Annotated in this window: 23 protein-coding genes; 11 read left to right on the top strand and 12 right to left on the bottom strand. The window is 72.8% G+C overall.

Features of this window, described 5'->3' with window-relative positions:
* Positions 1-43: 43 nt before the first annotated feature.
* Positions 44-1,363 carry an extracellular solute-binding protein gene (locus ACZ4NT_RS20715; protein ID WP_121407458.1) on the bottom strand — a complete coding sequence of 440 codons (1,320 nt, stop codon included), beginning with the start codon at positions 1,361-1,363 and terminating at the stop codon, positions 44-46.
* A 171-nt stretch (positions 1,364-1,534) separates the two neighbouring features.
* Between ACZ4NT_RS20715 and ACZ4NT_RS20710 the strand changes: the two genes are divergently transcribed.
* From ACZ4NT_RS20710 to ACZ4NT_RS20685, 6 genes are all read left to right on the top strand, one after another.
* Positions 1,535-2,824: an ROK family transcriptional regulator gene (locus tag ACZ4NT_RS20710; protein WP_467726784.1), complete on the top strand. Its 1,290-nt coding sequence runs from the start codon at positions 1,535-1,537 to the stop codon at positions 2,822-2,824.
* Between the two features lie 108 nt (positions 2,825-2,932).
* On the top strand, positions 2,933-3,181 hold the full coding sequence (locus ACZ4NT_RS20705; protein WP_121407460.1) for a hypothetical protein: 249 nt from the start codon (positions 2,933-2,935) through the stop codon (positions 3,179-3,181).
* Between the two features lie 18 nt (positions 3,182-3,199).
* Positions 3,200-6,445 (top strand): formate dehydrogenase, encoded by a 3,246-nt coding sequence (gene fdh / locus ACZ4NT_RS20700; RefSeq protein ID WP_467726782.1) that lies wholly within the window; start codon positions 3,200-3,202, stop codon positions 6,443-6,445.
* Positions 6,442-7,302 (top strand): 4Fe-4S dicluster domain-containing protein, encoded by an 861-nt coding sequence (locus tag ACZ4NT_RS20695; RefSeq protein ID WP_467726780.1) that lies wholly within the window; start codon positions 6,442-6,444, stop codon positions 7,300-7,302. The genes fdh and ACZ4NT_RS20695 overlap by 4 nt, the downstream gene beginning before the upstream one ends.
* 71 nt (positions 7,303-7,373) lie before the next feature.
* Entirely contained in the window at positions 7,374-8,270 is an 897-nt protein-coding gene (gene nrfD / locus ACZ4NT_RS20690) for an NrfD/PsrC family molybdoenzyme membrane anchor subunit (protein WP_467726844.1), read from the top strand.
* Positions 8,271-8,413: 143 nt separating this feature from the next.
* Entirely contained in the window at positions 8,414-9,247 is an 834-nt protein-coding gene (locus tag ACZ4NT_RS20685) for an alpha/beta fold hydrolase (protein WP_121407464.1), read from the top strand.
* An 11-nt stretch (positions 9,248-9,258) separates the two neighbouring features.
* Here ACZ4NT_RS20685 and ACZ4NT_RS20680 read toward each other — a convergent pair whose 3' ends face one another.
* Positions 9,259-10,218, bottom strand: a complete 960-nt coding sequence (locus tag ACZ4NT_RS20680; RefSeq protein ID WP_467726778.1) for an SDR family NAD(P)-dependent oxidoreductase — start codon at positions 10,216-10,218, stop codon at positions 9,259-9,261.
* Positions 10,219-10,677: 459 nt separating this feature from the next.
* Between ACZ4NT_RS20680 and ACZ4NT_RS20675 the strand changes: the two genes are divergently transcribed.
* Entirely contained in the window at positions 10,678-11,880 is a 1,203-nt protein-coding gene (locus ACZ4NT_RS20675) for a hypothetical protein (protein ID WP_467726776.1), read from the top strand.
* 73 nt (positions 11,881-11,953) lie between these two features.
* On the opposite strand, the gene ACZ4NT_RS20670 is transcribed toward ACZ4NT_RS20675, so the two are convergent.
* Both ACZ4NT_RS20670 and ACZ4NT_RS20665 read right to left on the bottom strand, forming a co-directional pair.
* The gene (locus tag ACZ4NT_RS20670; protein WP_121407467.1) at positions 11,954-12,619 is read right to left on the bottom strand and encodes an HAD family hydrolase; all 666 of its coding nucleotides are present in this window, start codon (positions 12,617-12,619) and stop codon (positions 11,954-11,956) included.
* 37 nt (positions 12,620-12,656) lie between these two features.
* Positions 12,657-13,694: a PHP domain-containing protein gene (locus tag ACZ4NT_RS20665; protein WP_121407468.1), complete on the bottom strand. Its 1,038-nt coding sequence runs from the start codon at positions 13,692-13,694 to the stop codon at positions 12,657-12,659.
* A gap of 230 nt (positions 13,695-13,924) precedes the next feature.
* On the opposite strand from ACZ4NT_RS20665, the gene ACZ4NT_RS20660 reads away from it, so the two are divergent.
* Positions 13,925-14,161: a hypothetical protein gene (locus ACZ4NT_RS20660; protein WP_121407469.1), complete on the top strand. Its 237-nt coding sequence runs from the start codon at positions 13,925-13,927 to the stop codon at positions 14,159-14,161.
* 102 nt (positions 14,162-14,263) lie between these two features.
* Here the strand turns inward: ACZ4NT_RS20660 and ACZ4NT_RS20655 are convergent, their stop codons facing one another.
* The 4 genes from ACZ4NT_RS20655 to ACZ4NT_RS20640 form a co-directional block, all read right to left on the bottom strand.
* The gene (locus tag ACZ4NT_RS20655; RefSeq protein WP_467726773.1) at positions 14,264-15,502 is read right to left on the bottom strand and encodes a ricin-type beta-trefoil lectin domain protein; all 1,239 of its coding nucleotides are present in this window, start codon (positions 15,500-15,502) and stop codon (positions 14,264-14,266) included.
* Between the two features lie 136 nt (positions 15,503-15,638).
* Positions 15,639-16,205, bottom strand: a complete 567-nt coding sequence (locus ACZ4NT_RS20650) for a VanZ family protein (RefSeq protein ID WP_121407471.1) — start codon at positions 16,203-16,205, stop codon at positions 15,639-15,641.
* A gap of 339 nt (positions 16,206-16,544) precedes the next feature.
* Positions 16,545-16,910 carry a cupin domain-containing protein gene (locus ACZ4NT_RS20645; RefSeq protein WP_121407472.1) on the bottom strand — a complete coding sequence of 122 codons (366 nt, stop codon included), beginning with the start codon at positions 16,908-16,910 and terminating at the stop codon, positions 16,545-16,547.
* 164 nt (positions 16,911-17,074) lie between these two features.
* Positions 17,075-17,770 carry a DUF4230 domain-containing protein gene (locus tag ACZ4NT_RS20640; RefSeq protein ID WP_121407473.1) on the bottom strand — a complete coding sequence of 232 codons (696 nt, stop codon included), beginning with the start codon at positions 17,768-17,770 and terminating at the stop codon, positions 17,075-17,077.
* Between the two features lie 360 nt (positions 17,771-18,130).
* Between ACZ4NT_RS20640 and ACZ4NT_RS20635 the strand changes: the two genes are divergently transcribed.
* Together ACZ4NT_RS20635 and ACZ4NT_RS20630 are read left to right on the top strand one after the other, a co-directional pair.
* Complete coding sequence (locus ACZ4NT_RS20635; protein WP_121407474.1) at positions 18,131-18,865, top strand: alpha/beta hydrolase; 735 nt, start codon at positions 18,131-18,133, stop codon at positions 18,863-18,865.
* Positions 18,866-18,963: 98 nt separating this feature from the next.
* Positions 18,964-19,917 carry a ribose-phosphate diphosphokinase gene (locus ACZ4NT_RS20630; protein ID WP_121407607.1) on the top strand — a complete coding sequence of 318 codons (954 nt, stop codon included), beginning with the start codon at positions 18,964-18,966 and terminating at the stop codon, positions 19,915-19,917.
* A 237-nt stretch (positions 19,918-20,154) separates the two neighbouring features.
* On the opposite strand, the gene ACZ4NT_RS20625 is transcribed toward ACZ4NT_RS20630, so the two are convergent.
* Positions 20,155-20,562: an anti-sigma factor antagonist gene (locus tag ACZ4NT_RS20625; protein WP_467726769.1), complete on the bottom strand. Its 408-nt coding sequence runs from the start codon at positions 20,560-20,562 to the stop codon at positions 20,155-20,157.
* A gap of 222 nt (positions 20,563-20,784) precedes the next feature.
* Positions 20,785-21,735 (bottom strand): NADP-dependent oxidoreductase, encoded by a 951-nt coding sequence (locus tag ACZ4NT_RS20620; protein WP_467726767.1) that lies wholly within the window; start codon positions 21,733-21,735, stop codon positions 20,785-20,787.
* 70 nt (positions 21,736-21,805) lie between these two features.
* On the opposite strand from ACZ4NT_RS20620, the gene ACZ4NT_RS20615 reads away from it, so the two are divergent.
* Positions 21,806-22,753 (top strand): helix-turn-helix domain-containing protein, encoded by a 948-nt coding sequence (locus ACZ4NT_RS20615; protein WP_121407476.1) that lies wholly within the window; start codon positions 21,806-21,808, stop codon positions 22,751-22,753.
* Positions 22,754-22,806: 53 nt separating this feature from the next.
* Here the strand turns inward: ACZ4NT_RS20615 and ACZ4NT_RS20610 are convergent, their stop codons facing one another.
* Complete coding sequence (locus tag ACZ4NT_RS20610) at positions 22,807-23,319, bottom strand: TetR/AcrR family transcriptional regulator (protein ID WP_121407609.1); 513 nt, start codon at positions 23,317-23,319, stop codon at positions 22,807-22,809.
* A gap of 209 nt (positions 23,320-23,528) precedes the next feature.
* Positions 23,529-23,891, bottom strand: coding sequence for a DUF1304 domain-containing protein (locus ACZ4NT_RS20605; protein WP_121407610.1), 363 nt, complete (start codon positions 23,889-23,891; stop codon positions 23,529-23,531).
* Positions 23,892-24,001 lie beyond the last annotated feature (110 nt).

Below are 24,001 nucleotides of genomic sequence, written 5' to 3'. Positions count from 1 at the left end.
GGCGTCCCTGTGCCCCCGGCGGGAGTCGCGGTCATCGAACCGCTCACTTCTTCGGCATCTGCTGCTGGGCCTTGGCGAGCTTCGCCTTCACCGAGGCGGTGGTCACCGCCCGTCCGGCGGCCGCGTCCGCGAAGAGCTCCTTCACGGCCGTGCCCACGGCCGTCTCGAACTGCGACTCGTCGGCGACCTGCGGCAGCGGGGCCGCGCTCTTGGAGAGCGTGTCCTTGATCACCGCGAGGGCCGGGGTGTTGAACGCCGGGTCCGCCTGCGCCGACTTGACCGGCGGGATGGACCCGTAGGTCTTGTTGAGGATCTTCTGCTCGGCGTCGCTGGTCATGAACTTCACGAACTTGGTGGCGCCGTCGATGTTCTTGGTGTTCTTGAAGACGGCCATGTTGATGCCCGCCACCATGGAGTTGGTGGCCGTCCCGGTGCCCGGGGTGCCGGACTGGACCGGAACCGGCGCGACGCCCCACTCGTCGTCGCTCATGCCGTGGGCCTTGAAGGTGGCGGAGGCCGTCTGCCAGAGCACCATGGACGTCTTGTCCTTGGCGAAGTCCTGAAGGGACTGGTTCTGCGCGTACTCGGCATTGCCGGGCGCGACGATCTTGTCCTTGCCCATCAGGTCGACATACTGCTTGACGGCCGCGACGGCGCCGTCCGAGGTGAAGGTGGGCTTGCCGTCGGCGTCGAAGAAGTCGGCTCCGTGCTGCTTGGCGAGGACGAAGACCTGGTGGATGTTGTTGGAGAGGTTCGAACCCTCGGCGCCCAGCGCCCACTTGTCGTTCTTGGATATCTTCTTGCCGTCGGCGACCATCTCGTCCCAGGTCGCGGGCGGCTCGGAGATGCCCGCGTCGGCGAACATCTTCTTGTTGTAGTAGAGGGCGTACGCCATCGAGTACAGCGGCACCGCGGCCGGGTCCGCCGAGGGGGCGCCGGCCGAGCCGAGCGCCGACTCCACGAAGCGGTCCTTGCCGCCGATCTTGTCGAAGTTCTTTGCGTCCCAGGGCAGCAGCGCGCCCGTCGCCTGCAGCGAGGCGGACCAGGTGTTGCCGATGTTGAGCACGTCCGGGCCCTGGCCCGAGGTGGTCGCCGCGAGGATCCGGTTGAGCAGATCGGACCAGGGGACCACCTCCAGCTTCACCTTGATCCCGGTCTGCTTCTCGAACTTCTTCAGCTCGGGCGTGAGGATCTTCTTGTCCGCCTCCACGCTGGGCCCCTGGTTGGAGGCCCAGTAGGTGAGCGTCTTCGGCGAGTCGTTGGACCCGCCCCCGCCCGTCGACGAGCCGCCGCCACAGGCGGTCACGGCGGTCAGCAGGGAGACGGTGACCGCACCGGCGGCCGCGGCTCGGAATCTGCGCATGGCTCTGGTGTCCCTTTCCGGAGAAAGAGCCGTGCGGGGCCCGACCGTGCGTTCACTTCCCGAACGCCCCTCACGGCTTAATTTAGGACGTGAGTTAAGACCCGGAAGAAAGTCGCGTCAAGCCTTCGCGCAGGGGTATCTTGCAGGTCGGGCGGACCGGAAGGGACCCACATGGCGGGGCGGAACGGGCGGACAGTGCGTGACCTGCGGCGGGGCAATCGCACCGCCGTACTGCAACGGTTGTATTTCGACGGGCCGATGAGCCGCTACGAACTGGGCCCGGCCACCGGACTGAGTTCCGGTTCCATCAGCAACGTGGTCGCCGAGCTCCTCGCCGACGGCCTGGTCGAGGAGGCCGGCAGCGTCGACTCCGACGGCGGCCGACCGCGCACCCTGCTGCGCGTCGCGCCCGCCAGCGGCCACATGATCGGCGTCGACGTCGGCGAGACCCGGGTGCGCGTCGAGCTCTTCGACCTCACCCTCACCGAACTCGCCCGCACCGAGAGGCCGCTGGAACAGCAGGGCTACGACGTCGACGTCATCGTCGGCCACATCTGCGACGGCATCGCCGAGGTGCTGGCCGCCGCCGGCATCGCGCCCGAACACCTCCTCGGGGTCGGCATCGGCGTCCCCGGCATCGTCGCCCGCACCCCGGAGCGCGGCGCCGTGGTGCACGGCCAGACCATCGGCTGGGACGCCGTCCCGATCGAGTCCCTGCTCCGCTCGGCCTGCCAACTCCCGCAGAGCGTCCCGTACTTCACGGACAACGGCGCCAAGACCCTCGGCCAGGCCGAGATGTGGTTCGGCGGCGGACGCGGCGCCCGCAACGCCGCGGTCGTCCTCTTCGGCTCCGGCGTCGGCGCCTGCCTGGTGACGGAGGAGGTCGAACACGGCCGGGCCGTGGAATGGGGGCACCTGACCGTACGGGTCCGAGGGCGCCGCTGCCGCTGCGGGGCCCTGGGCTGCCTGGAGGCGTACGCGGGCGCCGAGGCGCTCCTGGACCGCTGGCGCGAGGAGGGCGGACGACCCCCCGAGGGCGTCGACGAGGAGACCGCCCTGACCGCGATGCTCGCCGCCGCCTACCCGACCGGGGAGACCGCGCCCGACACCGTGGCGCTCGCCGTCCTGGAGGAGACCGCCGAGTACCTGGGCGCGGGCCTCTCCGACCTGATCAACCTCTTCCAGCCCGAGCGCATCCTCATCGGCGGCTGGGCGGGCCTCCAGCTCGGCTCCCGCTTCCTGCCCGCCGTCCGGCGGTACGCGGCCTCCTACGCGCTGCGCTATCCGGCCCAGCACGTCACGATCGACCTGGGACGACTGGGACCCGACGCGGTCACGGTCGGCGCGGCCATCCTGCCGCTCGCCGACTTCTTCGCCCGGGGCGGCCGGCGCGCCGAGACCGCCGCGGAGGGGCGGTCACCCGCCTGGCGGACCGCCCTCCAGGAGCGGGCCCCGCACTGATCGGCGGCACCGGGTTTTGCCGCCGACTCCTGCGGTACCCGCGCCTCGCCGGTGACGGCGCACGACCGCGTGCGGCCCGCGCCTGCCTGCCGAAGAATGGAGTGTGCTGTGACCGAACACCGGATGGAGGGTCCCGGCGAGAACGGCGACCCGATCCCGCGCGACCTGCCCGACCAGCAGGTCCACGAGGGGGAGGACCCCTGGGACGTGGCGCCGAACGCCCAGAAGGCGCACGACGAGGAGGAGTCGGGTTCGGACGTGCCCGACACGGACGAGGCGGGCACCGGCAGACAGGGCGGCGACCGCTCGGACACCGTCCATCCCGAGCACCCCGGACCCGACGAGTCCCCCGCCTGACCCCGACAGGGAGCATCCATGGGTGTGTCCGACCGGCTGCGCCGCTGGCCCGTCTACCGTCAGCTCACCGGCGAGGACCGCCTGGGCCGGGGCTCCGCCGCCACCTCGCCGCGCACCGAGCAGCTCAGGCCGCGCACCGACACGGCCGACCGGGTGACCCGGTCCATCTGCCCGTACTGCGCGGTCGGCTGCGGCCAGCAGGTCTACGTCAAGGACGACAAGGTCGTCCAGATCGAGGGCGACCCCGACTCGCCCGTCAGCCGGGGTCGCCTGTGCCCCAAGGGCTCCGCGACCCTCCAGCTCACCACCGGCTCCGCCCGCCGCCACCAGGTGCTCTACCGGCGCCCCCACGGCACCGACTGGGAACCGCTCGACCTGGACACGGCGATGGACATGGTCGCCGAGCGGGTCGTCCGCACGCGGCGCGAGACCTGGGAATGGGAACAGGACGGACTGCGCACCGCCCGCACCATGGGCATCGCGAGCCTCGGCGGCGCGACGCTCGACAACGAGGAGAACTACCTCATCAAGAAGCTGCTGACCGGCCTCGGCGTGGTGCAGGTGGAGAACCAGGCCCGGGTCTGCCACAGCTCCACGGTCGCCGGACTCGGCACCTCCTTCGGACGCGGCGGCGCCACCACCTTCATGCAGGACCTGCAGCACTCGGACTGCATCGTCATCCAGGGATCGAACTTCGCCGAGGCCCACCCGGTCGGCTTCCAGTGGGTCATGGAGGCCAAGGCGCGCGGCGCCCGCATCATCCACGTCGACCCGCGCTACACCCGCACCAGCGCCCTCGCCGACCTGCACGTCCCGATCCGCGCGGGCACCGACATCGCCTTCCTCGGCGGGATCATCAACCACGTCCTGACCGAGGGCAAGGACTTCCGCGAGTACGTCCTCAACTACACCAACGCCGCCTCCCTGGTCCGTGAGGACTTCCGCGACACCGAGGACCTGGACGGGGTGTTCTCCGGCCTCGACGAGGAGCAGCGGCACTACGACCCGCGCAGCTGGCAGTACGAGGGCATCGACGTCCAGCAGCCCACCGGCGAGGTCGACGAACACTACGAGGAGCGGGTGGAGTCGCTCGGCGGCTCCGAGACGCACGGCTCCGGCGGCGCCCGCACCGGCCCCCGCCCGCCCCGCGACGAGACCCTGCAGCACCCGCGCTGCGTCTACCAGATCCTCAAGCGGCACTACGCCCGCTACACCCCCGAGAAGGTCGAGGAGATCTGCGGAGTACCCCGCGACACCTTCCTGCGGGTCTGCGCGGACCTGACGTCGAACTCCGGCCGCGACCGCACCAGCGCCTTCTGCTACGCCGTCGGCTGGACCCAGCACTCCGTCGGCGCCCAGTACATCCGCGCCGCGAGCATCCTCCAGCTCCTCCTCGGCAACATCGGGCGCCCCGGCGGCGGCATCCAGGCCCTGCGCGGCCACGCCTCCATCCAGGGCTCCAGCGACATCCCGACCCTCTACAACCTGCTGCCGGGCTACCTCCCCATGCCGCACGCCCACACCCACATCGACCTGGACTCCTTCGTCGCCGCCAGCCGCACCGACAAGGGCTTCTGGGGGAACATGCGGGCCTACTTCGTCAGTCTCCTCAAGGCCTACTACGGCGACGCGGCCACCCCGGAGAACGACTTCTGCTTCGACCACCTGCCGCGCCTCACCGGCTCCCACTCGACGTACGAGACGGTCATGGCGCAGCTCGACGGCACCTGCAAGGGCTACTTCCTGATGGGCGAGAACCCCGCGGTGGGCTCCGCCAACACCCGCCTGCAGCGCCTCGGCATGGCGAGGCTCGACTGGCTGGTGGTCCGCGACTTCTCCCTCATCGAGTCCGCGACCTGGTGGCAGGACGGCCCCGAAATCGAGAGCGGCGAGCTGCGCACCGAGGACATCGGCACCGAGGTGTTCTTCTTCCCGGCCGCCTCCCACACCGAGAAATCCGGTTCCTTCACCAACACCAACCGCTGGGTGCAGTGGCACCACGCCGCCGTCGAACCCGCGGGCGACGCGCGCAGCGACCTGTGGTTCACCTACCACCTGGGCCGCCGCGTCCGGGAGAAGCTGGCCGGCTCCACCGACCCCATGGACCGCCCCGTCCTCGACCTCACCTGGGACTACCCGGTCACCGGCCCGCTGGACGAGCCCGTCGCCGACGCCGTCCTCGCGGAGATCAACGGGCACGGCCCGGACGGAAGCCCGCTCGGCGCGTACACCGAGCTGAAGGACGACGGCTCCACCCGGTGCGGCTGCTGGATCTACTGCGGCGTGTACGCCGACGGCGTCAACCAGGCCGCCCGCCGGAAGCCGGCGGGCGAACAGGACTGGGTGGCCGCCGAATGGGCCTGGGCCTGGCCCGCCAACCGCCGCATCCTCTACAACCGCGCCTCCGCCGCCCCCGACGGCACCCCTTGGAGCGCACGCAAGGCGTACGTCTGGTGGGACCCGGAGACCGGACGCTGGACCGGCCGCGACGTCCCCGACTTCGTGCCGGACCGCGCCCCCGACTTCGTGCCCGACGAGGACGCCACCGGGCCCGACGCCCTGCGCGGCGACGACCCGTTCATCATGCAGGCCGACGGCAAGGGCTGGCTGTACACCCCGGCGGGCCTGGAGGACGGGCCGCTGCCCACGCACTACGAGCCGCAGGACTCGCCGTTCACCAACGCGCTGTACCCGTCCACCCCGCGCTCCCTGGTACGCCAGTTGCTCCCCCGCGAGGGCAACCGCTACCACCCGAGCGGCGACGAGCCGGGCGCGGACGTCTTCCCGTACATCGTGACCACGCACCGGCTGACCGAGCACTTCACCGCCGGCGGCATGAGCCGCTGGTCGCCCTATCTGTCCGAGCTGCAACCGGAGTTCTTCTGCGAGGTCTCCCCGGAGCTGGCCGCCGAGCGGGGTCTCCGGCACGGCGGCTGGGCCACCGTCGTCACCGCACGCAACGCCGTCGAGGCACGCGTGATGGTGACCGAGCGGATCCGCCCGCTGAGAGTGCAGGGCCGCACCGTCCACCAGATCGGGCTGCCGTTCCACTGGGGACCGAACGGGGTGTCCACCGGCGACGCGGCCAACGAACTGATGGCCATCGCGCTCGACCCGAACGCCCACATCCAGGAGGACAAGGCGCTCACCGCCGACATCCGCCCCGGGCGCCGGCCGCGGGGGCCCGACCTGCCGCGCCTGGTCGCCGAGTACCGGCGCCGCGCGGGCATCACCGAGACCACCGGAACGGAGGCCCGGTCATGAGCGAGGAACGGGTCGGCTTCTTCACGGACACCTCCGTGTGCATCGGCTGCAAGGCGTGCGAGGTCGCCTGCAAGGAGTGGAACGCGATCCCGGAGGACGGCCTCTCGCTCACCGGGATGTCGTACGACAACACCCAGGCGCTCGGCGCCTCCACCTGGCGGCACGTGGCGTTCGTCGAGCAGCCCTACTCCGGCCGGCGCACCGAACCGCCGGGCCCCGACGGCCGGACCGAACTCCCGCTGGCGCAGGGGGACTCGGCGCCGCCCGCCACCGACGGCGACGGGATGCGCTGGCTGATGTCCTCCGACGTCTGCAAGCACTGCACCCACGCCGCGTGCCTGGACGTGTGCCCCACGGGCTCCCTCTTCCGGACGGAGTTCGGCACGGTCGTCGTCCAGGAGGACGTCTGCAACGGCTGCGGCTACTGCGTGCCCGCCTGCCCGTACGGCGTCATCGAGCAACGCCCCGACGACGGACGGGCGTTCAAGTGCACCATGTGCTACGACCGGCTCGGCGCGGGCCGGGAACCGGCCTGTGCCAAGGCCTGCCCCACCGAGTCCATCCAGTTCGGCCCGCTGGACGAGCTGCGCGAGCGGGCCGCCCTCCGGGTCGACCAGCTGCACCGGGCCGGGGTCACGGACGCCCGGCTCTACGGCCACGACCCCGAGGACGGGGTGGGCGGCGACGGCGCGTTCTTCCTGCTGCTCGACGAGCCCGAGGTGTACGGGCTGCCCCCGGACCCGGTCGTCACGACCCGCGATCTGCCCGCGATGTGGCGGCACGCGGGCGCGGCGGCCCTCTCCCTGCTGGGCGGGATCGCCCTGTCGTTCGCCGTGACCGGAAAGGGACGCCGATGACCAGTTCCGCGAGCGCGCGACCGCAGGAACCGGGGCGGCGGCGCGGGCGCGGCCGCCGGGGAGAACAACTGATGGTCCCGCGGGCCGAGTTCGAGTCGTACTACGGCCGGCCCGTCATCAAGGCCCCGTCCTGGGAGCCCCGTGACATCGCCGGGTACTTCTTCCTGGGCGGGCTCGCCGGAGCGGGGTCGGTACTCGCGGCCGGGGCCCAGCTGACCGGCCGGGCGGCCACCGCGACCGCGCTGAAGGTCTCCTCGCTCACCGCGGTCTCGCTCTCCGCGGCGGCCCTCGTCCACGACCTCGGCCGACCCGGCCGCTTCCTCAACATGCTGCGGGTGCTCAAGCCCACCTCGCCGATGAGCGTCGGCTCCTGGCTGCTCTCCGCGTACGGACCCGCGGCCGGCGCCGCTGCGGCCTGCGCGGTGACCGGCCGGCTGCCGCGGGTCGGTGCCGCCGCGACCGGTGCCGCCGCCCTGCTCGGCCCCGCCGTCGCCGCCTACACCGCGGTCCTCGCGGCGGACACGGCGGTGCCCGCCTGGCACGGCGCCCACCGCGAACTGCCCTACCTCTTCGTGGCGTCGGCGACCGCGGCGGCCGGCGGCATGGCACTCGTGGTCGCCCCCACCCGGGAGACCGCTCCCGCCCGCTGCGCCGTCGCCCTCGCGGCGCTCGGCGAGACGGCGGCGACCAGGGCGGCGGAGCGGCGCCTCGGCATGGTCGCGGAGACCTACCGGGAGGGCCGGGCGGGCACGCTGCTGCGTGCCGCGCGCCTCCTCACCGTGGGCGGCGCACTCGGCGGCGGGCTCCTCGGCGGCCGGTCCCGCGGCGCAGCGGCGGTCAGCGGTCTCGCCCTCCTGGCGGGTTCCGTGTGCACCCGGTTCGGCGTCTTCGCGGCGGGCACGGCGTCGGCGCGGGACCCGAAGTACACGGTCGTACCGCAGCGGGAGCGGCGGGCACGGCAGGCGTAGGCCCTCCCGCCGCGGGTGCGTGCGCCGGCCCCGGGCATCCGGTCCGCGGCGCATGACCTGCGCGGTAATCGACGTGGTCGCCGCCACCCGGAACCCTGAAGGGCGTACCCCTTCGCCGGCACCGGATTCCGGGAGGTTCCCCCATGCCGTACTTCGCAAGCCCCGTCGACGGCACCCGCCTGCACCACGTCGACCACGGACCCGCCGACGGGCCGGTGATCGTGTTCGTGAACAGCGCCTACCTCGACACCGGCATGTGGGAGTACCAGATGCTGCCGCTGGCCGAGGAGGGCTTCCGCTGCGTGGGTTTCGACCGGCGCGGGCACGGCAGGTCCGACGACGTGTGGGACGGGTTCGACCTCGACAGCCTCGCCGACGACCTGCACGGCCTGCTCACGCACCTCGACCTGTGCGACGTGACCCTGGTCGGGCACTCGGTGGGGACGGCGGAGATCGTGCGGTGCCTGAGCCGGCACGGCCTCGACCGGGTCGCCCGGACGGTGCTGGTCGGCGGCATGGTGCCGGGCCCGGCACGCTCGGCGCACCACCCCGGCGGCGTCGACCCGGAGGTCCTCCGAGCGGGGAACGAGGTGTTCCGCCGGGACCGGGCGGCCTTCTTCGAGGGCGGCGCGCGGGCCTTCTTCGCGCTGGACCTCCCCGGGAACGAGCTCTCGCCGGCCTATGTACGGTCCATGGTCGAACGGTGCCACGGGGCGACCCCGCGTGCCGGGACCGCCCTCCAGGAGCTGCTGACCACGCTCGACGTCGCCCCCGAGACGGCGAAGCTCGACCTGCCCGCACTCGTCGTGCACGGCACGCACGACACCTCCGCGCCCCTGGACCTGACCGGCCGTCGAGCGGCGGCACTGCTGCCCGACGGCACGCTCAAGGTCTACGAGAACGGCGGCCACGGCCTGTTCGCCACCCATGCCGCGCAACTGACAGCCGACTTGCGGGACTTCGTCTCCCGCGGCTGACCGCCGGGCCGTCACGCGAAGGCGTCGACCCCGGTCAGCTCCGCCGACAGCCGCCACAGGCGGGCGGCCTGCTCCGGGTCGGTGGCGTGGTCGCGCACGCCGGTGCGGGGACCGTCCGCCGGCGCCGGCTCGGCGATGTCGCAGTCCTCGCAGTACACCCCGCCGAGACCGTCCAACTGCGGCGAGGTCGCCGCCCACACCTGGGTGGCGGCACCCTGCTCGGGCGTCTTGAAGCCCGCGGGGTTCAGCGGCCTGCCGTCCTCGTCGATCCAGCCGCGCTCGACCATCTCCTCCTTCGGGAGGTGGCGTTGCAGCGGGGTGAGGATCCCGCCGGGGTGGAGCGAGAAGGCCCGCACGCCCGAGTCCCGGCCGAGCCGGTCCAGGTGCACGGCGAACAGCGCGTTCGCCGTCTTCGCCTGGCCGTACGCCTCCCACTTGTCGTAGCCGTCCCGCCAGTGCACGTCGTCCCAGCGGATGCCGGAGTAGTGGTGACCGGCGGAGGAGACGGACACCACGCGGGCACCGCCCGGCGCGATGGCCGGCCAGAGCCGGTTGACGAGGGCGTAGTGGCCGAGGTGGTTCGTCGCGAACTGCGCCTCCCAGCCGGGCCCCACCCGCGTCTCGGGGCAGGCCATCACCGCGGCGCTGTCGATGACGATGTCGAGGCCGCGCCCCGAGGCGAGGAACCGCTCGGCGAAGCCGCGCACGCTGTCGAGGTCGCCGAGGTCGAGTTCGTCCACCTCGACCCCGTCGAGGCCGGCCAGCGCCTCCCGGGCGACGGACACCCGGCGGGCGGGGACGACGACCCGGGCGCCCGCCTTCACGAGGGCGCGGGTCGTCTCCAGACCGAGCCCCGAGTAGCCGCCCGTCACGAGCGCGAGTTTTCCGGTGAGGTCGATGCCGTGCAGGACGTCGTCGGCGGTGCTCCGGGCGTCGAAGCCCGAGCCGATCTTGTGCTGTGCAGTGCTCATGCGGAGCACGCTACGAATTGGAGGGCACTCGAAGTCAACCGGACGCGACCGGCGCCCGGCGGTGCGCCCGGGCGGCGTGCCGGGACGGAAAAAAGGAGCCCCGACCGGACGGGGGAATCACGGTCGGGGCGGTACCGGTGTGGGCACGCATGGCGGTCGCCTCTCGGCGAGACGCTCCACAGGGCTTCAGCCGGACGATCGTCCCTGTGGGCAATAGGTGAGGCCCGGGGACACTGTCCCATCCGCACCCACGGTTGGTTCAACGGGCGACTACCGGCTGGTGTTCCTCGGAATGGGGGCATTCGCGGTGATCTGCGTCACGGCGGGACCGGTGCGCGGGTGCGGGCCCGTCCGGGGCGGCGTGCGCCGTTCCGGGCAAGCGCACAAAGCCGAGTGAAGGGGCTCATATAGGCTGCTCGTTCTGTCTTCCGTGATCCGCACCGAGCTGGGGAGTCCCCTGTGTCCGTAGCGAGCACCGCGCCCGAAGGGGCGGTCGTGCCCACCGACGAGACGTCCGCCGAAGAACACTTCTGGGACGAGGGAATCTCCGCCGAGCAGGCGACCCCGGCCGCGACGGAGGCTCCGGCGGACGCCGCCGCGCCGGTGGAGGTGCCGGCACAGGCGGCCGCGCCCGCGGCGAGCGAGGAGGAGCCGGCCGACCCCGTGGAACCGGTGGACGAGCGGGTGACGCGGGACGCGCACGACTTCGGCGTCTACGCGCGGACCGGCGGCTGGGCCTTCGCGCTGAAGGTGGCGCGCAGCGTCCGCCCCGGCGGACAGGCGGCGGGCGAGACCCCCAAGATCCCCGCGAAGGAGTTCGCCTCGCTCGCCGGGTGCTCGCCCGAGCGGGTCATGCGCTACTACAAGGCCTGGGACAAGGCGGCCGACGACGGCCTCGTCCCGCACTTCGAGGTGCTCGCCCCGGGGCAGGACGTCGACCTGCCGGACTCCGACGCCTGGCTCGCCTACTACACCTCCCGCTCCAGCGCCTCCTCCGAGCGCGGCACCGCCATCACCGCCGCCGCCGAGGCCGAGGGCATCCGCCCGACCAAGGCCCTGGAGGTCGCGGAGAACCCCACCGCACTGCGGGCCGCGATCCTGGCCGACCCCTCCACCGCCCAGGCGGCCCGGGCCGCGCTGCTCGACCGGGTCAGGGAGGACCCGGCGCTGCAGACCGAGCTGGCCCGGGACATCGCGCGTACCGACGACCTGAAGAAGGCGGTCGCCACGGAGACCCGCGCCGCCGACCGGATCGGCTACGTCCGCCAGATCGTCGAGAACGGCCAGGTCAAGACACCGGCCGGGCAGACCATCGACGCCCCCGCCGAGCTGCGCGCGGAGGCCGAGCGGCACCTCTCCCTCATCGACGAACTGGACGAGGACGAAGAGGCCGGGCAGTGGGCGACCGAGGCCTACGACACCGTCAGGAGCCTCGTCGTGCAGACCGTCGAGGCCGACCCCGAGCTGCGGGTCCAGGAGCGCCGCACGAAGTTCTACAGCAGCCTCCAGCGGGCGACGAAGGTCTTCGAGGAGCTGACCTTCGACGACGTCGAGGACATCGACGACATCTACGAGGACGACATGCTGCAGCGCCTGGAGGAGCTCCAGGCGGCCATCGGTGCCTGCATCACCAACCTCCGCAGGGCGGCGCCCGCCTCGTGAGCCCCGAGCCGGCCGAGGACACCGGGGGAGTGCCTCCCGGTGTCCCTCCGGCCGGCTCGTCGGGCGCCGGACGTCACGCCCCGGGCGCCAGGGGGCTGTCCGCCAGCCGGGAGAGCAGATGGGCGGGGTCCCGGTAGACCGAGCCCGCCCCCGCCTCCTCCAGGTCGGCGCGCGGAATGCCGCCGCACAGGACGCCCACCGTGGTCACGCCGGCCCGGCTGCCGGCCTGCATGTCCCACACGGTGTCGCCGACGAACACCGCCCGCTCGGGCGGCACGCCGGCCAGCTCCAGGGCGTGCTCGACGGGTTCCGCCGCCGGCTTGCCCTCCGCCACGTCGTCGGCGCTCGCGGTCGCCTTGATGGCGTCGTCGGCGTCGATCGCCCGGCGCAGGGCACCCAGCTCGGCCCCGCCCGCCGAGGTCGCCAGGACGACGGTCCAGCCGTCGTCGGCCAGCCGCCGCAGCAGCCGTCCGGCGTCCCGCAGCGGGGGAAGCCGGTCGAAATAGGTCCCGTAGAGGGTCTTGTGCGCCTGGCTCAGCGCCTCGTCCCCGTCCGGGTCGCGGTCCTCGCCGAGCAGGTGGGCGATCAGGTCCTCGGACCCGAGCCCGACCGCCCGGTGGATGGCGTGCATGGGCACGTCGTGCCCCGCCTGCCGGAAGGCCTCCCACCAGGTCGTCACATGAAGGTGATTGGTGTCGACGAGAGTGCCGTCGACGTCGAACACGGCCGCCCGTTGCATCAGATGTGTGCTCCTTTCGCGCCGTACGGGTACCACGTCACGGGCGCGCCACGCGTCGCGGTGTCGTCCGGTCCCGGGTCCAGGCCAGCAGTTCGTCCGCCGTCCAGGTGGTGACGACGCGCTCGGCGGGCACCCCGCACTCCTCGGCCCGTGCACAGCCGTGGATCTGCCAGTCCAGCTGGCCCGGGGCGTGTGCGTCGGTGTCGACGGAGAACAGCACGCCCGCGTCCACCGCCCGGCGCAGCAGCCGCCGCGGCGGGTCGAGCCGCTCGGGACGGCTGTTGATCTCCACGGCCGTGCCGGACTCGGCGCAGGCGGCGAAGACGGCGTCCGCGTCGAACTCGGACTCGGGCCGCCCGCGCCCGGTCACCAGGCGGCCGGTGCAGTGCCCCAGCACGTCCGCGTGCGGATTGCGTACGGCGGCCACCATGCGGCGCGTCATCGAGCGCGCGTCCATGCGGAGCTTGGAGTGCACGGAGACCACCACGACGTCGAGCCGCGCCAGCAGCTCGGGCTCCTGGTCGAGCGAGCCGTCGTCGAGGATGTCGCACTCGATGCCCGTGAGCAGCCGGAACGGCGCCCACTGCCGGTTGAGGCCCGCCACCACGTCCAGCTGCTCGCGCAGCCGCTCCGGGGACAGCCCGCGCGCCACCGTGAGCCGCGGGGAGTGGTCCGTGAGCACCGCCCATTCGTGCCCGAGGGCCGCCGCCGTCCGGCCCATGTCCTCGATCGGGCTTCCGCCGTCCGACCAGTCCGAGTGCAGGTGGCAGTCGCCGCGCAGCAGCGCCCGCAGCTCCGCACCACCCCGGGCGAGCGGCGCATCCGCCTCCTCCTCCAGCTTCTCCAGGTAGCCCGGTACCTGCCCGGCCACCGCCTCGCGCACCACCTGCGCGGTCTTCGGGCCGACCCCCTTCAGGGTCTCCAGCGTCCCGGCCGCCACCCGGTCGCGCAGCTCGCTCCCGGGCAGTGCGCCCAGTACGCCGGCCGCGGTGCGGAACGCGCGGACGCGGTACGTGGGCGCCTGGGCGCGCTCCAGCAGGAACGCGATCCGGTCCAGCGCCTCGACGGGGTCCATCGGCACCTCCTGTCCTCAAGCCTTGCCCAGCCGCCGCCGGCCCGCACGGCGGATCGCCGCCCCGGGGGGCCGCCCACCGGCCGGCGCATCCGCGGTGCGAGCGGTGCGGCGTCTCACCCGGCTGGGCGAACACGGGCCCCCGGGCCCTCGGGCCTCCTTCCGGGCCAGGGCGGCGCCGCCCGCCACCCGGCACCGCCACCGGCTCCCGGGAACCGCTCTACGCTCGGAACATGACCGAAATCGCGAGCCCGCACATGTCCACCCCGCGGATCATGGTGCTCGGGGTGCAGCCGGGCAGGCCGCCGTTCCGCATCGTCGAGATCGACGGCGAAGTGGTCGGCCAGGCCAGGGCCGTGACCGACGTCCTGCTGGTGGCCGCGGCCTACGGCATCACGGTGCACGACCTCGACGACCCGGACGTGGTGCGCTGGGTCGGCGGCGACAAACTCACCTGGACCCCGCACTAGGCCCGCTCCGAGCGCGCCGCGGGGCGGGTCGGTACGGAAAGCGGAGGGTCCGGCCGGGGGCGACCCCCTGCCGGACCCTCCGCTGCCCGCCCGGGCGGTCCGTCAGCCCACCGTCCACTTCTGGTTGGCGCCGCCGGTGCAGGTCCAGATCTGCAGCCGGGTGCCGTTGGCCGAGCTGCTGCCGGTGACGTCCAGGCACTTGTCGGCCTGGGGATTGACGATGTCGTGGGCCGCGGTGACCACCCACTTCTGGTTCGGACTCCCGCCGCAGTCCCACAGCTGCACGGTGGAGCCGTTTGCCGTGCCGTTGCCGGTGACGTCGAGGCACTTGCCCAGCGCGCGGATCGTGCCGTCCGAGGAGACCGTCCACTTCTGCGCGGCGGTGCCGTTGCAGTCGTAGAGCTGTACGGGTGTGCCGTTGGCCGAACTCGCCCCCGCCACGTCCACGCACTTGCCGGCGAGCCCGGTGATCGCGCCCGCGGTGCCGCCCGAGTCGCCGGTCGTCACCTTCACCTCGTCCACGACGAGCTGCTGCGGGAAGGAGGTGGAGCCGTCGGGATTGCCCGGCCAGTAGCCGCCGACCGCCAGGTTCAGGATCAGGAAGAACGGCTTGTTGAACACCCAGGACTTGCCGCCCAGGTCGGCCGGGGTGCGGCGCTGGTAGACCGTGCCGTCGACGGACCAGCTGATGGAGTCGGGCGCCCAGTCCACCGCGAAGGTGTGGAAGGCGTCCGCGAAGGCCTGACCGCCGGGCAGCGTGTATCCGGCCCCGATGCCGCCCGAACCGGAGTAGCCGGGGCCGTGGATCGTGCCGTGCACCGTGGAGGGTTCGAAGCCGACGTTCTCCATGACGTCGATCTCACCCGAGTTGGGCCAGCCGACCTGGCCGATGTCACTGCCGAGCATCCAGAAAGCCGGCCACATGCCCTGCCCGCGCGGGATCTTCATCCGCGCCTCGACGTGGCCGTAGGTGCTGGTGAACTTGCCGGACGTGTTCAGCCTCGCCGAGGTGTACTCGCAACGGCCGTACCAGCACTGGTAGTTGCCCGGGTTCTCCTTGCGGGCGGTGATCACCAGGTGCCCCTGGCCGTCCAGGGCGGCGTTCTTGCTGCCCGAGGTGTAGTACTGCCGCTCGTGGTTGTTGACGTTGTCGCCGGTCTCGATCTGCCATTTCGAGGAGTTGACGGCCGAACCGGCGGGCCCGTCGAAGGTGTCCGAGAAGGTCACGGCCGCTGCCGCCGCCCGGGGGCCCGCGTGCGCGGGGACCACGGCGGCGGAGGCGACGAACACGGCGGACAAAGCGGCGAGCAGACATCTGCGGAGCAGGCGCGGGGAGTCCATGACTCTCCCTTCTGTACGGCGATCCGCACGCGCGGATGCGCCGACCGAGGTGGGGGGTGCACGCTTCGCCTTGATTTAAGAAGTGAGGTAAGGGGCTGTCAAGGCTTTGGTACGGACCACCTCGGTCGGCCCCGCGTCAGTCGCGACGGCGGCGGCGGGGGTGCACCGCCCGGCCGAGGCGTCGGCCCAGCAGCAGGTAACCCAGCAGCGCCCCGCCGGTGTTGAGGATGACGTCGTCGATGTCGAAGGCGCGCCCGGTGATGAACGCCCCCTGGACCACCTCGACCAGCAGCATCACCACGGCGGTCAGCAGCACGACCCGGATCAGCCCCCGGGTCTTCGGTGCCAGCATGGGCAGCAGCACGCCGAACGGCACGCCCAGCAGAATGTTCCCGCCGACCTGCTTCACCGCGTCGCGCAGGGCCGGCTGCGACAGGTAGGCCTCCAGGGAACGGCCCGGATGCAGGTTGTTGTGGGTCAGTGCCTCCGAGGCCGGGGACGGCTCCAGGGTGAGCCGCGCCAGCACGGCCGCGAAGCCCACCATGGTGGCGAAGGCCAGCAGCATGACGAGCAGTCGCAGGGGCAGGGGGAGCCCCCGCCGCTCCCGGGGGGCCGGCTCCGGCGGCGGCGCCGGTGATCGCCGACCGGACTTCGTGGTACGTGTGGTGCGCAAGCCCCGCAAGCCCAACGCCGTACGAACCATTCCGTCCTCCCGTTTTCAACTTCTCAGTGGTTGAGGCCTGTTACCCGCGAAACGGCGGGGGATGCCCGGTCGAGGCATCGGCCGTCAAGCGGTGTCGTCGGTGATCACCACGGACCGTGATGCCCTTCCTCGCGTCTGCCCGCTTTCCTCCGCCTCACCGGGCGGAGAGGGCATGAAGGTTGGGTGTCGCCCCACCGGACGGCCGGCGGGCAGGACCCGGGGCGTGGAGGAGCCTGCCGTGGCGGGCGGGAGGGGCCCGGGAACAGCATGGGGCCCGGCGGGTGGATCACCCGCCGGGCCCCGTGGTGAAAGACCGGTGCCGGTCGCCACCGGGCGGCGCTAGCCGTTGCCCGCCTTCGCGTAGTCCTGTGCCATGCCGCCGGCGAAGTCGTACAGGATGACCTGCTCGTCACCCACGACCCAGGCGTCGTGTCCCGGCGGGCACACGAAGACGTCACCGGGGCCGACCTCGCCCTCGGCCCCGTCGTCCATGAGCAGCCGCATCCGGCCCTGGACGACGTAGCCGTTGTGGTGGATCTGACAGCTCTCCGTGCCCGCGATCGGGCCCACGGACTCGGACCAGCGCCACCCGGGCTCGAAGGTCCCCACGGCGAAGTCCAGTCCGGTGAGGTGGACCGCTTCGAGGTGGCCGCGGGGGAAATCGCGCCGCTCGTCCGGCTTGTCGACCATTTTGATCTCAAGCATGACGGCTCCCTTCAATCGGGCCGTGCCCGATGTGCCGGGGCCGGTCCCGTCTCCTCCGCGACGTCCTACGGCCGGCGCCCACGTCGACCGGACCCCTCACCTCCATGCTCCGCCCGTTCGGCGGGGACTGCCATCCGGGGGAACGGCAGTCCCCCGGCCGGTGGTCAGGCGGCGCCGTACGTGACCTTCACCTCCTTGAAGCCGAGCGAGCCCAGCAGGCCCTTGAGCATGCTCGTGGTGTTCTCCTCGGCGCGCACGGTGAGTTCACTGTCGTCCGCGGCCTCGCCGATGTGCTTGACGGCGAGCTTCTGCACGGCGCGTTCGCTGTTGGGGTTGTCGGAGAAGAGGTCGCCGAGCCGGTCCAGGAGGCCGCGCTGCTTGGAGACGGCGTAGGAGTGGTCGGCGTCGAGCGAGGGCTTGCCGAGCGCGGCGTGCGGCAGCCGGAGCGTGGCGGACGTGCGGTCGTCGTTGACGGACACGTCCTTCTCGTCCAGCCGGCCGAGGTCCACGTAGGCGTCCACGGTGCCCGCGCCGACGTACAGGGTGCGGGTTCCGCGGATCGCGTCCGGCAGGAGCTTGGCGTCCTTCTCCAGGTCCACGACCACCTGGAAGTTGCCGGACGCGGCCTCGTAGCGGCTCATGTCCTGGATGGACTTCAGGAGCGCGGGCCCGGACCGGTCGTGCGTCTCCTCGCCGAACATGTCCCGCAGTCCGGGAAGCACGCTGAGCCGCAGGCCGGCGAACAGCACCGCGAGCACCGCGACGAGGGCGATGAGCGCCTTGATCCAGCCGGGCAACCGGTTCCCGCTCCTGCGGTCCTCGGACGTCGGGCGGGGCGTCTGCTTGGTGGACGTCGTCATGTCGACAGTCCTCCTTTCTCTACGCCGTCTGCCCCCCAATTCCGTCGACACAACGCCGGGTTGGCCGAATCCTCGCGGCGGCGTCGGACGATCACGCGCTCGGCGGCGGTCGGGCCCCGGAACCCGCCGGCCGCCGCGCGGCCAACGTCCGGGCGGGAACCGTCCGCCGTGCCGACGGCGCCCGCGGGCCGGTCCGGGCAAGAGCGCCGCCCCGCCCGTCCGGCGTGCCGACGGCGCCCGCGGGCCGGTCCGGGCAAGAGCGCCGCCCCGCCCGTCCGGCCCCGGGGCGCGGCTGGTAGACAAAGCTTCCCAGCCGCCCCGCCCGACCGGCAGAACCCCCGGAAGGTCCTCCCCGCGCACATGTCCATCTCCGTCACTCGCGATCTGCCCTACACCACCTCGGCGGACGGCCGCCCGCGGCTCCTGGACGTCTACCGGCCCCATCTCGCCGGACCGCTGTCCGTCGCTCTGCTCTGGCACGGCAGCGGGGCCGACGAGAAGGACATGCTGGCTCCCCTGGCCGAGGAGGCGGCGGGCAACGGACTGCTGGTCTTCGTCCCCGACTGGGATCCCGCCGCCGACGACGGGGGCCGGTCCCAACTCCTCGACTCCCTGGCCTACATGCGCAGCCGGGCCGCCCGGTTCGACGGCGCGACGGACCGCTCGGTGGTGGCGGGCTGGTCCGCGGGAGCGGGGGCGGCCGTGGGTGTCGCCCTGTGTCCCCGGTTCGACGACTGGCGCCCCTCCGCGGTGGTCGGGGTCGCGGGGCGCTACGACGTCGTGGCCCGCAGCACCGGGACGGTCCCTCTCGGCGACCTGAAGGAACTGCCCGCCTCGCGGATCCCCGTACACCTGGTGCACGGCGCCGACGACACGGTCGTGCCCGCCCACCACTCGCGCCGGCTGCTCGACGCGCTGCACGAGCAGGGCCGGCCCGCCAGTCTCACGGAACCGGGCACCGACCACGCCGGGGTGGTCATGACCGAGTTCGACCCGCTGCTGGGCCGCTGCCGTCGCTCCCGCTCCGAGCACGCGGTCCGGGCCGGGCAGCAGACGGCACGCATCCTCGCGCAGGCGGCCGTGTCGGGAGCCTGAGCCGCCCCGGTGTCCCGGGGAGAGGCGGTGACCGGCGGTGCCGGGCCTGGCCGTAGCATGTGCCGCGCAGTCCGGATCTGATCTTGGAGGAGCGGATCGTGCGTGACATCGCCGTCTTCAGCGGTAGTGCCCATCCCGAGCTGGCGGCGGAGGTCTGTGCGCAGCTGGGCGTGCCGCTCAGTCCGGCCCGGGTCAGCCGCTTCGCCAACGACTGCCTGGAGGTGCAGCTTCAGGCCAACTGCCGTGAGCGGGACGTCTTTCTGATCCAGCCGCTGGTCGAGCCGGTGCAGGAACACCTCGTCGAGCTGCTGCTGATGTGCGACGCGGCCCGGGGTGCGTCGGCCGGGCGGATCACCGTCGTCATGCCGCACTACGCATACGCCCGCTCGGACAAGAAGGACGCGCCGCGCATTTCCATCGGGGGCCGGCTGGTGGCGGACCTGATGGTGGCGGCCGGGGCGAGCCGCGTCCTGGCCATGACGCTGCACTCGCCGCAGGTCCACGGGTTCTTCTCGGTGCCGGTCGACCACCTGCACGCCCTGCGGGAACTGGCCGCGCACTTCCAGGGGTACGACCTGTCGCGCACGACCGTCGTGTCGCCGGACCTCGGCAACGCCAAGGAGGCCGCCGCGTTCGCGCGGATGCTGGGCGCCCAGGTGGCCGCCGGGGCGAAGCAGCGCTTCGCGGACGACCGGGTGAGCATCAGCTCCGTGATCGGCGAGGTGGCCGGGCGCGACGTCATCGTGCTGGACGACGAGATCGCCAAGGGCAGCACGGTGCTGGAGCTTCTGGAGCGACTGCGGGAACTCGGGCCGCGGTCCATCAGGGTCGCCTGCACGCACGGGCTCTTCGCCGCCGGTGCCCTGAAGCGGCTGAGCGAGCAGCCCGACGTCCTGGAGATCGTGTGCACGAACACCGTGCCGATCGCGGCCGAGGAGCGCACCGACAAACTGCGGATCCTCTCCATCGCCCCGGCCCTGGCCGAGGCGGTCCGGCGCATCCACAACGGTGAGTCGGTCAGCGCCCTGTTCGACGCGCCCGACACCCCCTAGGTGTAGTGGCCCGCAGCGTTGTTGACGCCCCTGATGGGCGGGTGTCCGCACCGTCCCTCCTGCCCCGCGACGCCTGGCACGCGCCTTCGCCGCACGGGGCGTAAGGCCGAGTGCATCCAGTACGGGGCCGTGCACCCGGCACGCGGAGAGCACGCTCCAGGCGGAGCCGGGCCCGCCCTCCGGGCGGACGGAGGGACGTTGCGGACACGACCCGGCCCGGCCCCGCACCGGGCGCCCTCACTCCGAGGGGGCGGGGAGCGCTTGTCCGGGACCGGCCGGGGCGGTCGCCGCCGCACCGAGGACCTCCGTCACGGACGCCACCGGAGGCAGCAGCCTGGCGAGCCCCGTGACCCGCAGGATCCGCAGCGTCAGGGGGTGGGTGCAGACCAGGTGCAGTTCGCCGCCCCGGGCGGCGACCCGGTGCCTGGCGCGGTACAGCAGACGCAGCCCGGAGCAGTCGAAGAACTCGACGTGACGCAGGTCGATCACCACCCGCGGCTCCGGGCGACCGGTCTCGGCGTCCAGGTGCGGGACGATGCCGAGCGCCGTGTCGATGTCGATCTCTCCGTGGAACTCCAGCACGGTGTGGCTCCCGTGGCGGTGGATCCGCAGATGCCGGGCAAGGGGTGCGGGTTCGTGCGGCACGACGACATCGCCTCCCACCGGTTGCTGGACCGGCCCCCCGTGGTGCAAAGCCGTTCCCTGCTCTGCAAGTTACCCCCGTACGAATGAATTCCAGCATGTTCGATTGACATATGTCTCGGAATTGCTCGGCGAGTCCCGGGGTGAGGAGGCGGGCGGGGGGAACGGCGGCGCGGGATGCCCTCCGCCCGGCCCGGAGCGGGCCGGGCCGGGGCACCCTTTTCGCTACGGGATCGTCAGCACCAGCTTCCCGGACGTACGGCCGGTGTCGCCGAGCGCGTGCGCCTTGGCGGCCTCGGCCAGCGGGAACGATCCCGCGATGGTCGCGCGCAGCGTGCCCGCCTCGACCAGCCCGGCGACCGCGGTCATCCCCGCGTGGTCGGCCTCGACGAGCATCTCCACCGCACGGACGCCCAGCCGGCCGGCCTCCTCGATGAAGTCCGTCGCGCCGCTCGGCAGGATTGTGACGAGGAGACCGCCCGGGCGCAGGACGCGCAGCGAGCGGAAGCGGTAGTCGCCGCCGATCGTGTCCAGGACGACGTCGACGTCACGGACGGCCTCGGCGAAGTCGGTCTCCCGGTAGTCGACCGGCTCGTCGACGCCCAGCTCGCGCAGGAAGTCGTGCTTGCCCGCGCTGGCCGTGCCGATCACGTACGCGCCGCGCGCCTTGGCGATCTGCACGGCCAGGTGGCCCACTCCGCCCGCGGCGGCGTGGATCAGCACCCGCTGCCCGGGCTGCACGTCGGCGGTGTCGACGAGTGCCTGCCAGGCGGTCAGCGCGGCGAGCGGGATCGCGCCGGCCTGCTCGTGGTCGACCGACGCCGGCTTGCGGGCGAAGGTGCGGGCGGGGGCGGTGACGTACTCGGCGTGCGAGCCGACGCCGTACGGGTAGGGCAGCATCCCGAAGACCTCGTCGCCGGGCTTGAAGACGGTGACGCCGAGGCCGACCGCCTCGACGACACCGGAGACGTCCCAGCCGAGGACGAAGGGCGGCTCCTTGAGGAAGCCCCCGTTCTCGCGGTGCTTCCAGTCGGTCGGGTTCACTCCCGCGGCGCGCACCCGCACCAACAGTTCGCTCGGGCCCGGGGCGGGGCGCTCCAGTTCCACTTCCTCAAGGACCTCGGGGCCTCCGAGGACGGTCTGACGGATGGCTCGCATCGTGTTCGCAGTGCTCATGGCCTCAAGCCTGCCGGGGTCGGCGCGGCGAGGAAATGGCAAGATTGCCAATATCCGATAGGATCGTGCCATGGAATCCACCGAGCGCGTCGTGGTGCTGGCACTGGAGGGGATCTACCCCTTCGAACTCGGCATCCCCAGCCGGATCTTCGGTGCCGCGGACGGTCGGTACGAGGTGCTCACCTGCAGCGTCGACGGCCGCCCGGTACGCACCAACGCCGACTTCTCGGTGACCGTCGAGCACGGTCCCGAGGTCCTGGCCACGGCGGACACGGTGGTGATCCCGCCCATCACCCCGTCGTACGTCACCTCGTGGCTGTCCGACGAGATCACCGCCGCGCTCCGGCACATCCGGCCCGGCGCCCGCATCGTCTCGATCTGCACCGGCGCCTTCGTGCTGGCGGCGGCCGGTCTCCTCGACGGGCGGCGGGCCACCACGCACTGGCAGCTCGCCGACCACTTCCGCACGATGTTCCCGCGCGTGGACCTGGACCCCGACGTGCTCTTCGTCGACGACGGGGCGATCCTCACCTCGGCCGGCGCCGCCTCCGGCGTCGACGTCTGCCTCCATCTGATCCGCAAGGACCACGGCAGCGAACTGGCCAACAGGGTGGCCCGTCGCTGCGTCGTGCCGCCGTGGCGGGACGGCGGTCAGGCGCAGTACATCGAGCAGCCGGTCCCCGAACCCTCGTCCGCCGGTACGGCCGCCACCCGGCAGTGGGCCCTCGAGCGCCTCGGCGACCCGCTGACCCTCGCCGATCTCGCGGGCCATGCCCGGATGAGCCTGCGGACCTTCGCCCGCCGCTTCAACGACGAGGTGGGCATGAGCCCGGGCCGCTGGCTCATCCAGCAACGGGTCGCGCGCGCCCGCCATCTCCTGGAGTCGAGCGATCTCGCCGTGGACCAGATCGCCGGCGAGGTGGGCTTCGCGACCGGTGCCTCCCTGCGCCAGCACCTGCACGCCGCGATCGGCGTCTCGCCCCAGGCGTACCGGCGCACGTTCCAGGCCGTGCGCTAGGGGGTGCCGTTCGGATCGCCCCCCGGTGGCCCCGGCCCCGGCCCCTGCGCCGGTCACCGGCTCCGGTGCAGGGCGACCAGCAGCTGCCAGGCCTGGTGGGCGATGTCCTCCGGGGTGGCCTCGATGAGACCGTGCAGCCAGTCGGCGAGGACCCCGGCGAAGGTGGCGGCCACCGCGGAGGCGACCAGAGGGGCGTCCGCGGCGCCGGCGAGCTCCCGCTCGGCGAGGCTGCGGGCCCGGAGGTCGCGGTGGAGCACGTGTCCGAGCGGTCCGCCGCCGCCCGGGCTCAGCAGGGCCCGGCAGAGCCCCGCGTGCGGGGCGAGGCCCGCGAAGAACGCGAGCAGGGCGGGCGGCGCCGACACCGGGTCCGGACGGCCGCGCCACGCGTGCAGCGCGTCCACGGCGTCCCGTACGACCTCGGCGCAGGCGTCCACCGCCAGCGCCTCCAAGTCGGCGTAGTGCACGTAGAACGTGGCCCGGCCGACCCCGGCCGTGCGCACGAGCGCCGCGACGCCGATCTCCTCCAGGGGGCGGCGGGCGCACTCGTCGAGCAGCGCTTGGCGCAGCCGCGCCCGGGTGCGCGCGGCACGCGGGTCCTGCGAGACCGGCGGCGCGTGTGGGCCCTGGTTCTCGTGCGGGCCCCGGTTCTCGTGCGGTGCCCGGCCCTTGTTCGGCTCCCGGCCTTCGTGCCGGGCCCGGCCCTCACGCGGCACCCGGCCCGCTCGCGGGGCCGGTCCGGTGCGGCCCTCCCGCGGTCCGCGGCGGTCCTCCGGCGTCACCGGGCGGCCAGTACCGCGGCCAGGGCGAGGGCGCCGGGCAGCGCCTGGGCGACCAGGATGCGGCGGTTCGCGGTGGCCGCGCCGTACACCCCCGCCACCACCACGCAGCCGAGGAAGAACACCTGGACGCGGAAGCCGGTCGGGTCCCCGGCGATCAGGCCCCACAGCAGGCCGGCGGCCAGGAATCCGTTGTAGAGGCCCTGGTTGGCGGCCAGCGGTGCCGTCAGCCGGGCCGTCTCGGGATCGAAGCCGTGCAGCTTCCGGCCCGGCCCGCGCTCCCACAGGAACATCTCCAGGACCAGGATGTAACCGTGCAGCGCGGCCACCAGCCCGACCAGTACGTTCGCGACCGCTTGCATCTGCTCCACCGCTCCCGGGCAAGGCGTCTTCTTGGACAGGTGTCCACTATAGCTGGACAGTCGTCCAGGAAATGCCACGCGCCCGCAACCTCACACGTGCCCGGACCGAG

The organism is Streptomyces sp. NPDC026417, from assembly GCF_055567695.1.
The sequence above is the reverse complement of the archived record's forward strand: the minus strand, read 5'-3'. Positions and strand labels throughout refer to the sequence as shown.

What these genes read in the sequence shown, in the direction of transcription:
- ACZ4NT_RS20715 (WP_121407458.1), bottom strand. Translation starts at nt 1,363, where the DNA reads ATGCGCAGATTCCGAGCCGCGGCCGCCGGTGCGGTCACCGTCTCCCTG.
- ACZ4NT_RS20710 (WP_467726784.1), top strand. Translation starts at nt 1,535, where the DNA reads ATGGCGGGGCGGAACGGGCGGACAGTGCGTGACCTGCGGCGGGGCAAT.
- fdh (WP_467726782.1), top strand. Translation starts at nt 3,200, where the DNA reads ATGGGTGTGTCCGACCGGCTGCGCCGCTGGCCCGTCTACCGTCAGCTC.
- ACZ4NT_RS20695 (WP_467726780.1), top strand. Translation starts at nt 6,442, where the DNA reads ATGAGCGAGGAACGGGTCGGCTTCTTCACGGACACCTCCGTGTGCATC.
- nrfD (WP_467726844.1), top strand. Translation starts at nt 7,374, where the DNA reads ATGGTCCCGCGGGCCGAGTTCGAGTCGTACTACGGCCGGCCCGTCATC.
- ACZ4NT_RS20685 (WP_121407464.1), top strand. Translation starts at nt 8,414, where the DNA reads ATGCCGTACTTCGCAAGCCCCGTCGACGGCACCCGCCTGCACCACGTC.
- ACZ4NT_RS20680 (WP_467726778.1), bottom strand. Translation starts at nt 10,218, where the DNA reads ATGAGCACTGCACAGCACAAGATCGGCTCGGGCTTCGACGCCCGGAGC.
- ACZ4NT_RS20670 (WP_121407467.1), bottom strand. Translation starts at nt 12,619, where the DNA reads ATGCAACGGGCGGCCGTGTTCGACGTCGACGGCACTCTCGTCGACACC.
- ACZ4NT_RS20665 (WP_121407468.1), bottom strand. Translation starts at nt 13,694, where the DNA reads ATGGACCCCGTCGAGGCGCTGGACCGGATCGCGTTCCTGCTGGAGCGC.
- ACZ4NT_RS20660 (WP_121407469.1), top strand. Translation starts at nt 13,925, where the DNA reads ATGACCGAAATCGCGAGCCCGCACATGTCCACCCCGCGGATCATGGTG.
- ACZ4NT_RS20655 (WP_467726773.1), bottom strand. Translation starts at nt 15,502, where the DNA reads ATGGACTCCCCGCGCCTGCTCCGCAGATGTCTGCTCGCCGCTTTGTCC.
- ACZ4NT_RS20650 (WP_121407471.1), bottom strand. Translation starts at nt 16,205, where the DNA reads ATGGTTCGTACGGCGTTGGGCTTGCGGGGCTTGCGCACCACACGTACC.
- ACZ4NT_RS20645 (WP_121407472.1), bottom strand. Translation starts at nt 16,910, where the DNA reads ATGCTTGAGATCAAAATGGTCGACAAGCCGGACGAGCGGCGCGATTTC.
- ACZ4NT_RS20640 (WP_121407473.1), bottom strand. Translation starts at nt 17,770, where the DNA reads ATGACGACGTCCACCAAGCAGACGCCCCGCCCGACGTCCGAGGACCGC.
- ACZ4NT_RS20635 (WP_121407474.1), top strand. Translation starts at nt 18,131, where the DNA reads ATGTCCATCTCCGTCACTCGCGATCTGCCCTACACCACCTCGGCGGAC.
- ACZ4NT_RS20620 (WP_467726767.1), bottom strand. Translation starts at nt 21,735, where the DNA reads ATGAGCACTGCGAACACGATGCGAGCCATCCGTCAGACCGTCCTCGGA.
- ACZ4NT_RS20615 (WP_121407476.1), top strand. Translation starts at nt 21,806, where the DNA reads ATGGAATCCACCGAGCGCGTCGTGGTGCTGGCACTGGAGGGGATCTAC.
- ACZ4NT_RS20605 (WP_121407610.1), bottom strand. Translation starts at nt 23,891, where the DNA reads ATGCAAGCGGTCGCGAACGTACTGGTCGGGCTGGTGGCCGCGCTGCAC.